Source organism: Acidovorax sp. GW460-11-11-14-LB4, assembly GCF_059423685.1.
On sequence record NZ_JBWKYJ010000102.1, the window covers coordinates 1 to 13,233 of the forward strand.

A 13,233-nucleotide genomic window follows, 5' to 3' on the forward strand; every position below is an offset into this window, starting at 1 on the left:
GGACAATGGCCCGCACCCGCTAAAGCCCCCTCCTCCACGCCCATCGCACCTGCGGCCACGCCTATAGCGTTCGTGCGGGCCATTGTCCTGGCCTACGAAGCGCGCGGCAAGAGCCCCGACCAGGCCCTGGCCCAGGCACAGATTGCGCCGCAACTGCTGCAGGACGACACCGCCCGCATCACCGCCTGGCAGATGGAGCAGATCTCCGACGCCGCCATGCAGGAGCTGGACGACGAAGCCCTGGGGTGGTTCAGCCGCCGCCTTCCCTGGGGCAGCTACGGCATGCTGGCGCGCGCCAGCATCAGCTCGCCCACGCTGCAACTGGCCCTGGCCCGCTGGTGCCGCCACCACGGTCTGCTGGCGGACGACATTGCGCTGCACCTCACCACCCAGGGCGACACCGCCACCCTGGCCATCACCGAGGCCCGCGACCTGGGTGCCCTGCGCGAGTTCTGCCTGGTCTCGGTATTGCGCAACGCGCACGGCCTGGCCTGCTGGATGGTGGACTCGCGCATCCCCCTCATCGCTGCCGAATTTGCATTTGACGCACCGCCGCACGCCGATGCGTATGCCGTGCTGTTTCGCGGCCCCGTCACCTTCCACGCGCCAAGCACCGCCATCCACTTCGACGCCCGCTACCTGCACCTGCCCCTGCGCCGCGACGAACAGGCCCTGCGCCAGATGCTGCAGCACGCCCTGCCCCTGACCGTGCTGCACTACCGCCGCGACCGCCTGCTGGTGCAGCGCGTGCGCCAGTTGCTGGCCGCCCCCCTGCCCGGCCAGCCGGCCCATGCGCTGCCCCAGCACAGCGCCGAATCACTGGCCGCGCTGCTGCATGTATCGCCACGCACGCTGCACCGGCAGTTGAAGGAAGAAGGCGCCACGCTGCAAGGCCTGAAAGACGAGGTGCGCCGTAGCCGCGCGGTGGAGCTGCTGCATCGCACGCAGCGACCGATCAAGCAGGTGGCCGAGGCGGCGGGGTTCGAGAACGAGAAGAGTTTTATCCGGGCGTTCCGCGGGTGGACGGGACAGTCGCCGGCGGAGTTTCGGAGGGTGGCGCGGGTGTAGTGAACAACCTAGCGAATGCAGACAAAGTCGGCGCCCGAGACACTTAAACTTGGCCACGGGAGAGACAGGATCATCGAGACCTTGATTGCATCCGAACGTTTACTCAATATCCTCAAAATACTCCTTCTTCAATGAGCAATTCGCCTCGCAATGCGGCCAGATTGCAATCCCAGAAACTCTCCGCCTACACACTAACGCTAGGACTCACATGGCGCAGCGCGTTCCTTCAACCTCGTCTGCCAGCGTCTTTGGAGGGCTCTGGTTCGTGTTTCAACACGCAGACAATCGTTTCGCTCTCTGGATTTCGTCCCTCACCGGTAAGGAGGAACTTTATTTAAACGACGCCCTGGTAGCTGTGAGGCGAAAGATTGCTCTGACGTCCGTGCACGAGCTCACCTTGAACGGATCCAAGTATTCGCTGGAGCTTTCCACTAAGAACATGCGTCGAGGGATTTTTGAATGTGTGTTACGTGAAAACGGGTACCCCGTTGCCGCCTTGGCAACAGAGTACGTTGTGCCTCGACGGGGGCTACAAAGCGCAATCGCCCTCATTGGTACGGCTCTAGTTGTGTATCTATCGCTGAAGACGCACTCGTCCTTCGGCCTAGCCGGGCTCGGGATTCTGGTTTGGGCAGCCCTTTCATATGCGATTGTGGGCAGGGGTAGCGGCTATGCCATTCGCGCCATCCCCCCAAGAGAAAGTCAGAAAACCTAACATGCGAACGAAACGGATACACGGTTAGGTAGCAACGCGACCCGCCAAACAATTTAGCTTTGAATGACGCTTGGATCCATCACTACAACAGTCTGCCAATTCAGGGGATAGCCCAGTACCACCCAAGCAGCGTTGAGTGCCAAAAGAACGACAAGGCGAACCCACTACATGCTCCACCTACACCACTGCATCAGCGCCCGCTCCTTCCGCCCCCTGTGGATGCTCGAAGAGCTACAACTGCCCTATCAGCTCCACATGCTGCCCTTCCCGCCGCGCGCCAAGGCGCGGTGGTTTCTGGACGAGAACCCGCTGGGCACGGTGCCGCTGCTGGTGCAGGGCGATGTCCGCATGACCGAATCCGCCGCGATGTGCCAGTACCTCGCGGCCACACACCCGGATGCGGGGCTGGACGTGGCGCCCACGCACCCGGCGTATGGCGCCTACCTGAACTGGCTGCACATGAGCGATGCCACGCTGACCTTTCCGCAGACGCTGGTGCTGCGCTATGGCCGCTTTGAGCCTGCGGAGCGGCAGCAGCCGCAAGTGGTGGAGGACTACAGCCGCTGGTTCCTGGGCCGGCTGCGCGCCGTAGAGACGGCCCTGACCCACAGCCGCAGCGACCATCTGTGCGCGGGCCGCTTCACGGCGGCGGATGTGGCGGTGGGGTACGCGCTGCTGCTGGCGCAGCACCTGGGGCTGGATGCGCAGTTTGGCCTGGCCACGCAGGCCTATTGGCAGCGGCTGCAGCAGCGGCCCGGCTACCAGCGTGCCATGGCGGCGCAGGTGCGGGCTGCCGAGGAGCAGGGCGTGCCCACAACCCCGGCGCCAAATACGCGGCCCTGAGCGCCGTCAAGAGCCCCTGAGCGCGCGCCCTCAGTCCTTGGCCTGCAGCCCCGCTGGCGGTGCATGTGGTGCATGGGGATCGGGGCTGAGCAGCGATTGCACCAGCGCCCGGAACTCGGGCGAGTGGCGCAGCACGCTGCCGCCCGCCTCGATGAGGTCGGTGACTTCTTCCGACGTGATCGAGAACGCCGTGGGCACCTGCAGCAGGCGGCGGCGTGCGATGTCGTCGGGGGCGTCGCGCAGGTTGACGGGGATGACGTGGATCTCTGCGTCGGGCGCGAACACGTCGTTGGCGCCGGTGGGGCCTGACGCCAGCGAGCGCTGCCATTGGCGTGTGATGTCGCGCAAGAACTCTTGCGTCTCGCGCGTGGCGCGGGCGCCGGTGCCGAACAGCAGGGCGTCCACCACCTGCGCCATGTTGGGCACCTTGTCGCTCATGTCGATGTTGACCGAGGGATCGCGCTCGGCGTTTACCGTGATCAGCACCAGCTTGCGGATGGTGGCAGGCGGTATGCCGACCTCGCTGAAGGTCTGGCGCAGGCCACCATTGGCCAGGGCGCGGTCCAGCAGGCGCTGCACCCCCAGGTTGTCGGCCAGGCCGCCATCGACCAGATGGATGTAGGGCTTGCGCTGCGCATCCACATAGCTCAGTTCATGGGCGCGGTTGAGCCGCACGCGGTAGTCGCCCGTCGCCGCCGCGGCGACCGATGGGGAGGGACGATCGGGGCACTGGTCGGCGTAGTTCTTGAGCGTCATCGGGCTCAGCAGCAGCGGCACCGCTGACGAGGCCGCCACGGCGAACGACAGCGGCACCTTGCGCAGGTCTGAGCAGATCAGCGAAAACTGCTCCCAGGTGAACTCAAAGCCGGTGCCCAGCGACATGTCGGTGGCGGTGATGAACAGCTGCGGGTGGCGCGGGCGCCGCTCCACGTCGCCAAAGGTCAGGCCGCCATACAGCTCGTCCAGCCGCCGTGCCAGCAGGTGCGTGCGGCCCAGCCAGGGGGAGGTCAGGTCGATCAGATTGCCCGGGCGCAGCGCCTGGGTGATGAGGCTGTTCTGGAAGTTCTGGCGCAGAAAGTCCTGTTCAAAGCGTGGCAGCCCTTCGATGCCATGCGCCGCAAAGTAGGCCGCCACAATGCTGCCGCCCGACACGCCGCTGACCACGTCGGTGGCGTCCAGCAAGGTGGTGGGGTTACCGTTCCACACAAACCGCGTCTGCTGCAGCTCGGTCAGCACGCCATAGCCAAACGCGGCGGCCCGCGCCCCACCGCCTGACAGCGTGACGGCCACGAGGATGGTCGGGTCGCGCTCGGACTTGCGCACAGGGATGTTCTGATCGCCCGCAGGCAGGGGTTCGTTGATCCAGGGTTTGACCGACGAACAGCCCGCCAGCAGCGCCAGGGCGGCGGCCAGTACCGTGTGCTTCATGACCCGCGCAGAGGTGTTCATCGCCATGTCCCTTTTTCTGTGCACCCGTGTCAGCAGCCGAGCAAGCCGGGCAGCTCCGCCATGCTGCGAAACACGTGCTGCGCCCCTGCAGCCCGCAGCGCGGCCCCATCGTCCAGCGGGACGTAGGCAAACACGGTGGCCCCGGCAGCCACACCGGCGGTGACGCCGGTCACGGTGTCTTCGACCACCGCACAGCGCGTGGGCGCTGCCTGCAGCGCTGCAGCGGCGGCAAGGTACACATCGGGCGCGGGCTTGGTGGCGGGCATTTCGTGGCCGCTGAAGATGCGGCCTTCAAAGTACGGCGCCAGGCCCACCTTGGCCAGCTGCATCTCGACCTTGAAACGGTCGGCCCCCGAGGCACAGGCAATGCGCCCGCCGTGGTGGGCGTGTACACGCTCGACAGCGCCATGGATGTGCTCGATGGCGGTGAGCTGCGCCTCCAGCGCGGCGTTGCGGCGCGCGTAGAAGGCCGACATCCATTCGTCGGTCAGCGGGCGGCCCGTGTGGTGCTCAATGCGCGCGGCCTCGCTGCGCACCATCTTGCCGATGAAGAGGCGCATGCACTCATCGGGCGTCAGCACCCACCCGGCCTCGGCCAGCATGTCGCGCAGCACGCCGTTGGTGATGGGCTCGCTGTCCACCAGCACGCCGTCACAGTCAAACAGGATTGCTTCAAATTTCATAGCTATCAAGGCATATTGCACTAGCGCTTGGGGTGGTTTTGGCTTGAATTTCAGCCATGGAGGTCTCCATCGACATAGAACCAGCACCCCTCCTCGCGCACAAAACGGCTGGTCTCGTGCAGGCGCACGGCGCGCCCGGCGACACGGTAGCGGGCCACAAACTCGACCACGGCGTGGTCGGCGTCGGTGGCGACGTATCGGCGCACGTCCAGCCCGAGCCATTTGGCGCCCGCATCAAAGTCGAGCGTGGCCGGGCGCGTGCTGGCGTGCCAGGTGGTCTGCAGGTAGTCGGCCCGCTCGCTCACAAAGGCGGTGTAGCGCGACCGCATGAGGCTTTCGGCATCGGGGGCGGCCATGGCATCCAGCCCGGGTGCCGCCAGGTAACGGCCGCAACAGCTGGCGAATGGCAAGGGGAGAACGCTTTTGCCCTTGCTGCCACCCGGGCCCGCAGGCGCCAGGCGCCCGCAGGGGCAGGTGTCGTTAGGCTGTGGCAAGGGCATCGTGATGCCCTTCAGCGCAAGGCACCAAACACCTTGCGGGCGATGGCGCTGCCGGCGGCGGCCGGGTCCTGGCGGATCTTGCGCTCTTCTTCGCCGATCATGAGGTACAGGCCGTCCAGCGTCTTGCCCGTGACGTACTGCGCCAGGTTGGCGTCTTCGGCCTTCAGCAGGCCAAAACTCGCGGCTTTGCCCGCGAAGGCGTTGTATTTCTGCGTGAGGCCGACTTTCTCGGTGGCCTGGTTCACCACCGGCAGAAAGCGCTGGCCCAGTGGCGTGCGCGTCTTGTCGGCAAAAAAGGCGGTCACCGAGTTGTCGCCGCCGGTGAGGATGTTCTTGGCATCGGTCACCGTCATGTTCTGCACCGCGCCCACCAGCAGGTCCTTGCCCATAGGCACGGCCGCTTCGGCAGCGCGGTTGATGGACACCACCAGCTCATCGATGCGCTTGCCCTGGCCCAGCGACTTCATCACTTTGGCGGCGTCGTCCAGGTAGCCCGGCAGGCCGATGCGCACCTTGGGGTTGCCCAGAAACCCGTCGTTGCGGCCCAGCAGCGACACCGCCGCCTGCGCGCCCTGGGTCAGCGCGGCCTTGAGGCCGCTGGAGGCGTCGGCATTGGTGAGGTCGCCCAGCGACAGCGCCCAGGCGTGCTGCGCAGTGGCGCACAGCAGCGCCCCCATGAGGCTGGTTTGGTGGAATTGGCGGCGTTGCATGGGGCGGTACTTTCGATGGGGGCAGCAGAGGAGGCCCGCTCGGCCGCCACTGCAATGAGGGCGCACTGTGCCGGAGCCGTGCGGGGGATTGCCCGGGATTTTCGCTCAGCGAATGAGGGGCAAGCCGCAGGCCGTAGACTGGCCCCACCCAAGCATCCAACAAGGAACCTTGCAATGTGGCAAATGAGTGTGCCGTGGTGGGAGTTTGTGCTGCGCGGCGTAGTGGTGTATCTGTTCTTGCTGGTGTTCATGCGCCTGTCGGGCAAGCGGCAGACAGGGCAGTACGAGCCGTTTGACCTGATCCTGCTGCTGATCCTGTCGAACGCGGTGCAGAACTCGATGAACGCTGGCGACAACTCGCTGGTGGGCGGGCTGATCTCTGCCAGCACGCTGATGCTGCTGCATGTGGCGCTGGCGCGGCTGGCGTTCCACTTCCCGCGCATCGGGCGCTGGGTGGACGGCAAAGCCCAGGTGCTGATCCACCAGGGCGAGCTGAACCAGGCGCTGATGCGCAAGGAGCTGCTGACCCGCGACGACGTGGAGGCCGCACTGCGCGCCGGTGGCTGCCTGCACGCGCACGAAGTGGAACGCGCCACCATCGAGACCAACGGGCAGATCACCGTGGTGCTGCGCCGCCGTGGCGAAGAGGGCTGAGCCGCCCCGCGCCCACTCCAACAATCTGCGCCCCCATAGGCCCTCACAACACACGCGACCCGATATGACTGCACTGAACGTTCTGGGCACCATGCTGATGCCCTGCTCCTACGACCCACTGACCGGCTACTACCGCGATGGCTGCTGCAACACCGACGAGCACGACCACGGCACCCACGTGATCTGCGCACGCATGACACAGGCGTTTCTGGACTTCTCGCTGTCGCGGGGCAACGACCTCATCACCCCCCGGCCCGAATACCGGTTTGCAGGACTCAAGGCCAACAACCGCTGGTGCCTGTGCGCCCTGCGCTGGAAGGAAGCCTACGAGGCGGGTGTGGCACCGCCTGTGATCCTGGAATGCACCCATGCCCGCGCGCTGGAGTTTGTGACGCTGGCGCAGTTGCAGAGCGCGGCGCTGTCCAGCAGCTGACTGTTCTGACAAGCGTGGGGCGCACTCCGGGCCGGGTGCGCCACCCCTTGCACCCTACCTCTGTCGGGTTGCCGGTGATTGGCTGCACGGCGAAAGATCAGGACTTTGTGTTCCTCCCTTTCGCTGCACATGCGGCCACATCCGTCACCATGACTATCACCCTTCCTGCCCCGCTGCGGCGCGCACGTGCCGCTGCCACCCCGCCCCGTTCAACCACCCCGCTGCGCCTGTGCGCAGTCAGCGCGGCCGTGGCCGCTGCTGCACTGCTGAGTGGCTGTGAGACCACCAACATGCGCATGGGCAGCGCCGACGCCAAGACCGTGGCCACCGGCAGCGCTGCGGGCGGAGCCTCTGCCGGCGCCAGCGACTCGCTGGAGCGTTGCGAAAGCCCGCTGGGCACCGTCTCCTTGATCGAGAACCAGCAGGCTGGCTGGTACACCATCCTGCGCGACCAGTACCGCCTGCCACCCACCGCCAACCTGCTGCGCCTGCTGGTGCAGCAGTCCAACTGCTTTGTGGTGGTGGAGCGCGGCGCAGCCGGCATGAACGCGATGACGCGCGAGCGCGCGCTGATGCAGTCGGGCGAAATGCGGCAGGGCAGCCAGTTTGGCCAGGGGCAGATGGTGGCCTCGGACTATGGCCTGTCGCCCGAAATCGTGTTCCAGAACAACAACGCTGGCGGTGCCTCCGCATCGCTGGGCGGCCTGGTCGGTGGCCGTGCCGGGGGCCTGCTGGCAGCCATCGGCGGCAACATGAACACCAAGGAGGCCAGCGCGCTGCTCACGCTCATCGACAACCGATCCGGTGTGCAAGTGGCGGCGTCGGAAGGCAGTGCCGCCAAGACCGACTTTGGCGCCATGGGGCAACTGCTGGGCGGATCGGGCGGCGCGCGCATGGGCGGTTACTCCAACACGGCCGAAGGCAAGGTGATTGCGGCCGCCTTCATGGATGCGTTCAACCAGATGGTGCAGTCGCTGCGCAACTACCGCGCCCAGACGGTGAAGGGCCAGGGCCTGGGGGGTGGCGGGCGGCTGAGTGTGGACGGCGCCGCACCGCCCTCGCAGACATCGGCCGCGCGTGCTTCCGCGCAAAGCAATGGAGCCACCGCAGGACTTTCGCTGCGCGATGCGCAGGCCCGCCTGAACGAGCTGGGCTACAACGCGGGCACGCCCGATGGCGCCATGGGCGGCAAGACTACGGCAGCGCTGCGCGCCTTTCAGAAGGACAAAGGGCTGCCCACATCCGGGCGGCTGGATGCGGCCACAGCGGCGGAACTCGCCCGCTGAAGCCTGAGGGATGCCCCGGGGACACCGGGGCGGGTGGACCTGCAGCAATAGGCGCGCTCCAACACAAAGCGGATCACAGCCGATCAATGAAAAGCCCCCGCAGCAACTTCGCTGCGGGGGCTTTGGGTTGGTTGGGGGGCCGTACAGCCCCCAGCACTCAGTTTTGCGTGTAGCAGGTCTTGGCGGGCAGAACGGTGTCCACGTAGCTCTCCACACTGGCCGCCGTCGGGAACGCGGTGGGTATCTGATCGCCAAAGATGCACAGGCGGGGCCCCTTGCGTGCCCAGACAGCGCGCGATGTCAGGCCCGACGGCTGGGTCCACAGCCCCCAGAAAGCGGTCAGCGTGGCCGTGCTGCCGTTGCGGTCGAACGCCACATTGCCCACATCGGTCAGCGGACCTGCAACGGTGCCCGTGCCGGAACAGCTGGCGTCGGCATACGTCACCACACCGATCTGCCCCGTCACGCGGGTGTCGCTCTGGCGGGTGATGCGCCACAGCGAGCGTCCCCAGGTTCCTGGCCGCACCACCACGCACAGCTCCTGCTTCCAGTCGCCCTCCGGTAGCCCCAGCGCCGCCGTCGCGCAGCTCACGTCCACCGAACTCACATTGGCCGACCCTACCGTGCCCGTTCCGTTGCGCACCGTGCAGCTCTGGCCCGAAGGCTGCGTGCGCACCGTGATGGCGTAGGCCGTGCCACCCGCCAGTGCCGTGCCGAACGTGAAGCCGCCGTTGCTGGAGACCGACAGATCGTCGCGCCCGTTGTTCTGCAGCACCACGGCGCCACCCGCCAGGCCGTTGACCGAGCCGCCCACCGTGTAGGTGGCAGCCGCCAGGTTTTCGCAGCGCACCTGCACGTTGCTCACGTTGGCAGTGGCTGTACCGGTGCCTTCCGTCACCGTGCAGCGCTGCCCGCTGGGCTGGGTCTTCACGGTGACGGCATAGGCAATGCCGTTGTCCAGACGCGTGACGAACACGAAGTTGCCATTGGCATTCACGGTCAGGTCGTCCTTGCCGGCGTTCTGCAGCGTCACCGTTTTGCCAGCCCCCAGGCCGCTGACCGCGCCGCCGATACTGAATGCGCCAGCGCTGGGCGGAGGCGTGCCGTTGTCGTCATCACCGCCGCCACAGCCCACCAGCAAGGCGGCAGCCAGGCCCAGGGGGGCCCAGCGGAAGATAGGTCGTGCAGAGTGCCAGGTGCGCCCGGCACCCGTTGCGCTGGCTTGTCGTGTCATGAACAGAAACCTCGTGATGGTGAGTAGAGCGCGGATTCTGCGCAGCCCCCCCTCCCATGCGAAACCCTACGCTGGTAGGGTTTGCGCGCCGTCCATCCTGCTGAACACTTGGCAGAATTTGCCCGCAGGCATACCTTTCGGTATTGGCCGCCCGCCGGGCTGCCTCCCCGCCCTCCCCGCATGTCCCCTTCCTCTCCTTACGCGCTCATCCTCGACGACCATCCGCTGGTGGCACACGGCATGGCCGAATTCCTGCGCGCCCGACTGCCGCAGATGGACGTGGTGGTGGCCGCTGGGGCAAACGACCTTCTGCGCTGGGTGGACACGCGGGGCACACCGGCCATCGCGCTCATCGACTTCTGGCTGGCAGAAGGCGCCGCCGTGGGCCTGATCGCCCAGGTGCGCAACCACTGCCCCGGAATGCCCATCGCGGTGATCAGTGGCGACGATGACCCCGCCGTGATGGACCAGGCCCGGCAGGCAGGCGCGCAGGGCTTCATCCACAAACAAGCAGCGCCTGAAACCTTCGGGCTGGCGGTGGAAGCCTTGCTGAGCGGGCTGGTCTGGTTTGAACCGGGCCATCCGGGCAGCCAGCCGCTGCGCAGCCGCGACCTGCCGGTGACACCGGCCGAGCTGGGGCTGTCTGTCCGGCAGGGCCAGATCCTTGCGCTGGTGCTGCAGGGACTGCCCAACAAACGCATTGCATCGCAGCTGGATATTGCAGAGAGCACCGTGAAGGAGCACGTGACGGGCATCCTGGAGCGGCTGCGGGTGCGCACACGGGTCGAGGCCATCACCCTGCTGCGCGGGCGGCGGCTGGAGCTGCCCTGATGCGCCTCGTCCGGGCTGTGGTGCTGGTCGCGGCCTTGTGCCTGCAGACGGCATTGCCCGCAAGGGCGCAGGCACTGAACCCGGACCTGGCCGAGCTGGACCGGCTGCAAAACCTGTCGCAACGCAACAGCGCCGATGCCGTGCATGCGCTGCAAGCCGCCGCTGCGCGCTTTGCCAACGCGGCCGATGCCGCGACCCGGCGCACTTACTTGGCGGCGCTGACAGACGCGGCCTTTGAGACGGGGCAGGCGACGGTGGTGACCGAGGGCATTGCGCAGCTGAAGGCGCTCGCCGCTGCGCAGAAAGATCCGTCGTCGCAGGTGCTGGCTGTCTGCTTCGAGGCCCGGCAACTGGCCGTGGCGGGAAAAACACGCGCCGGACTGGACGCACTGGCGCGCGAAGCGGCCGCCGCCGAGCGCGCACCCGACCCCTGGGTGCGCTGGCTCTATCACCTGACGCTGGGCGCCCTGCACAGCGGCAACGGCCAGTTCGAAACGGCGATGACCCACCTGCTGCGCAGCCTGGAACTCTCGCGCACGCTGCCACGCCAGGCGGCCACGTCTGAGCTGCGGTCGCGCACCCACCTGGAGCTGCTGCACTTCGACATGAAGAACCCGGACCGGGCGCTGCAAACCATCCGCGAGACGCTGCCCCTGGCCGAAAAGCTGGACGCCCGGCAGGCGCTGGGCTGGCTGCACCTGCACCGTGGCAATGTGGAAAACGTGCAGGGCAACCTCGACACCGCCGTGGCCGCCTACCGGCAGTCCTTGCAGATCGCCCGCGCTGGAGGGCTCACCGGGCTCCAGGCCACGGCGCTGAACAACCTGGGCGACGTCCTGCTGCAGCGCAAGGCGTATGCCGCGGCCGAGCCCGTATTGCGCGAGGCCCTGGCCGCGTACCGCAATGCACACGAGCTGAACGGGGCCGCAATGGCGCAGGCCAATCTGGGCTTTGCACTCATGGGCCAGGGCCGCATTGCGGCTGGGGTGCATGAGGTGGAGGCAGGCATCCGGTTTGTGCACGAAGCGGGCTCCCTGCCCATGGAAGAGCAGCTGCTGGGCGAGCTGTCGCGCATGTACGAGCAAGCCGGTCTGTACCGCGAGGCCATGGCCACCACCCGCAAGCAGCAGGCGCTGGCCAAGGAGCTGTTCCATGCCGAGCGCGACCAGGCCGTGACGGCCTTGCAGGAGCGCTTTGACAGCGCTGAACGGCAGCGCCAGATCGAGCAGCTGGCGCAGGCCAACCGGGTGCAGGATGCCGAGCTGCGCGTGCGCCGCATGCAGCAGATCGGACTGGCGGCTGCGGTGGCACTGGCACTGCTTGCAGCGGGCGCCAGCTTCTGGCTGTACCGCCGCACGCGCACTGCCAACGAGGCCCTGGCCGAAGCCCGGCGCCAGGCGGAAGGCGCCCTGACCGAGAAAAACCTGTTCCTCGCCACCGCCAGCCACGACCTGCGCCAACCCGTGCACGCCATGTCCTTGATGGTGGAGGCGATCAACCTGCGTAATACCGACCCGGTCCTGCGCCCGCTGGTGGCCGACCTGCGCACCAGCATGCAGGCCATGAGCCAGCTGTTCAATGCGCTGCTGGACCTGTCGCGCCTGGAGTCGGGGCAGCCGCTGGGCCACAAAGCCGTCGTGGACCTTGGCGCCCTGCTGGCGGACGTTGTGCGCCTCTTCCGCGAGCAAGCCAGCCTCGGCGGCCTGACCCTGCGGCTGCGGCTGCCGCGCCGTGGCGCCACCGTATGGGCCGAGCCGGTGCTGCTGCGCCAGGCGCTGGCGAACCTGGTGCAGAACGCCATCCGCTACACACCGCAGGGCAAGGTGCTGGTGAGCGCACGCGCACGCGGCGGTGACTGGCTGGTGGAGGTGCGGGACACGGGCATTGGCATCGCCCCCGCCGATCAGGCCCGGGTGTTCAGCCCCTACTACCGGGGAGCGCGGGCCGACCAGATGGACGAAGCGGGGCACGGCCTGGGCTTGGCTGTGGTGGCGCGGTGCGCCGAGCAGTTAGGGGCGGCGTACGGCGTACGTTCGCTGGCGGGACAGGGGTCGCGCTTCTGGCTGCGGCTGCCAGCCCACGTGGCACCCGATGCAGACGCGACCACCGCCCCTGCGGCGGCACACCGCCAGTCCATCGTGGACCGTCCGTTGCAGGGCCAGTGCCTGGTGCTGGACGATGACCCCCAGGTGCTCAAGGCCTGGCGCGCCATGCTCGAAGCCTGGGGCGTGACGGCAGCCTATGCCACCACCGGGGCCGAAGCCCATGGCCGGCTGGACGAAGGCATGGTGCCAGATGCCATCTTCTGCGACCAGCGACTGCGCTCGGGCGAGAGCGGCTTTGACATCCTGCGCACGCTGCTGGCCCGCTGCCCAGCCGCCCGGGGTGCGATGGTCAGCGGCGAATTCGACGCCCCCGCCTTGCGGAACGCCGAAGACGAGGGCTACCTGGTGCTGCGCAAGCCCGTGAACCCTGCCGAGCTGCACGCTGTGCTGACGCAGTGGCTGGCCCCCAGCAACAGGCGGCAGGACCAGAGCGCGGTGCCTTTCCCATAAGCACAGGCAGCTACCTTTCCAATAGCGCGGCAGTACACCTACCGGTGTCTTTCGAAGCCCCAGCCGCCGCAGAACGTGCGGTTGTTGCCTGCGGCCTGCTCAGGCAAAGGCAGGTATCACGACACCGGTCGTCTGCCAGCGGTGCACCGCCCGTCTGCCCGCTGCACGCGGCGATCACGCAGCCCCCTACCATCCGCAGCCAACGACCGGCGACATCGACACGCTGGCAAATCACACCAGGAGGGAGCCACACCATGACCACCACCCCGCCC

General features: G+C 67.3%; 12 protein-coding genes. 7 read left to right on the plus strand and 5 right to left on the minus strand.

Annotation, left to right across the window (positions count from 1 at the left end):
- Together AC07X4_RS22440 and AC07X4_RS22445 are read left to right on the plus strand one after the other, a co-directional pair.
- Positions 1 to 1,068: AraC family transcriptional regulator (locus tag AC07X4_RS22440; protein ID WP_494741371.1), on the plus strand; the 1,068-nt coding region annotated here is incomplete at its 5' end.
- 883 nt (positions 1,069 to 1,951) lie between these two features.
- Complete coding sequence (locus tag AC07X4_RS22445; RefSeq protein WP_494741372.1) at positions 1,952 to 2,626, plus strand: glutathione S-transferase family protein; 675 nt, start codon at positions 1,952 to 1,954, stop codon at positions 2,624 to 2,626.
- A 30-nt stretch (positions 2,627 to 2,656) separates the two neighbouring features.
- Here the strand turns inward: AC07X4_RS22445 and AC07X4_RS22450 are convergent, their stop codons facing one another.
- From AC07X4_RS22450 to AC07X4_RS22465, 4 genes are read right to left on the minus strand one after another with little or no spacing between them, the layout of a single operon-like run.
- Positions 2,657 to 4,081: a patatin-like phospholipase family protein gene (locus AC07X4_RS22450; RefSeq protein WP_494741373.1), complete on the minus strand. Its 1,425-nt coding sequence runs from the start codon at positions 4,079 to 4,081 to the stop codon at positions 2,657 to 2,659.
- 23 nt (positions 4,082 to 4,104) lie between these two features.
- Positions 4,105 to 4,758 (minus strand): HAD family hydrolase, encoded by a 654-nt coding sequence (locus tag AC07X4_RS22455; protein ID WP_056743761.1) that lies wholly within the window; start codon positions 4,756 to 4,758, stop codon positions 4,105 to 4,107.
- Positions 4,759 to 4,808: 50 nt separating this feature from the next.
- Positions 4,809 to 5,258 (minus strand): YchJ family protein, encoded by a 450-nt coding sequence (locus AC07X4_RS22460; protein ID WP_494741374.1) that lies wholly within the window; start codon positions 5,256 to 5,258, stop codon positions 4,809 to 4,811.
- 11 nt (positions 5,259 to 5,269) lie between these two features.
- A complete protein-coding gene (locus AC07X4_RS22465) occupies positions 5,270 to 5,968 on the minus strand; it encodes a DUF4197 domain-containing protein (protein ID WP_099729207.1) in 699 nt (232 codons plus the stop codon).
- Positions 5,969 to 6,142: 174 nt separating this feature from the next.
- On the opposite strand from AC07X4_RS22465, the gene AC07X4_RS22470 reads away from it, so the two are divergent.
- The 3 genes from AC07X4_RS22470 (at position 6,143) to AC07X4_RS22480 (ending at position 8,341) form a co-directional block, all read left to right on the plus strand.
- A complete protein-coding gene (locus tag AC07X4_RS22470; RefSeq protein ID WP_056057813.1) occupies positions 6,143 to 6,622 on the plus strand; it encodes a DUF421 domain-containing protein in 480 nt (159 codons plus the stop codon).
- Between the two features lie 64 nt (positions 6,623 to 6,686).
- A complete protein-coding gene (locus tag AC07X4_RS22475; protein ID WP_056057809.1) occupies positions 6,687 to 7,055 on the plus strand; it encodes a DUF2237 family protein in 369 nt (122 codons plus the stop codon).
- A gap of 149 nt (positions 7,056 to 7,204) precedes the next feature.
- Positions 7,205 to 8,341: a peptidoglycan-binding protein gene (locus tag AC07X4_RS22480; protein ID WP_494741375.1), complete on the plus strand. Its 1,137-nt coding sequence runs from the start codon at positions 7,205 to 7,207 to the stop codon at positions 8,339 to 8,341.
- A 157-nt stretch (positions 8,342 to 8,498) separates the two neighbouring features.
- On the opposite strand, the gene AC07X4_RS22485 is transcribed toward AC07X4_RS22480, so the two are convergent.
- Positions 8,499 to 9,575 (minus strand): hypothetical protein, encoded by a 1,077-nt coding sequence (locus AC07X4_RS22485; protein ID WP_494741376.1) that lies wholly within the window; start codon positions 9,573 to 9,575, stop codon positions 8,499 to 8,501.
- A gap of 180 nt (positions 9,576 to 9,755) precedes the next feature.
- Between AC07X4_RS22485 and AC07X4_RS22490 the strand changes: the two genes are divergently transcribed.
- Positions 9,756 to 10,406: a LuxR C-terminal-related transcriptional regulator gene (locus AC07X4_RS22490; RefSeq protein ID WP_099729204.1), complete on the plus strand. Its 651-nt coding sequence runs from the start codon at positions 9,756 to 9,758 to the stop codon at positions 10,404 to 10,406.
- Positions 10,406 to 12,961 (plus strand): sensor histidine kinase, encoded by a 2,556-nt coding sequence (locus AC07X4_RS22495; protein WP_494741377.1) that lies wholly within the window; start codon positions 10,406 to 10,408, stop codon positions 12,959 to 12,961. The genes AC07X4_RS22490 and AC07X4_RS22495 overlap by 1 nt, the downstream gene beginning before the upstream one ends.
- Positions 12,962 to 13,233: the final 272 nt, after the last annotated feature.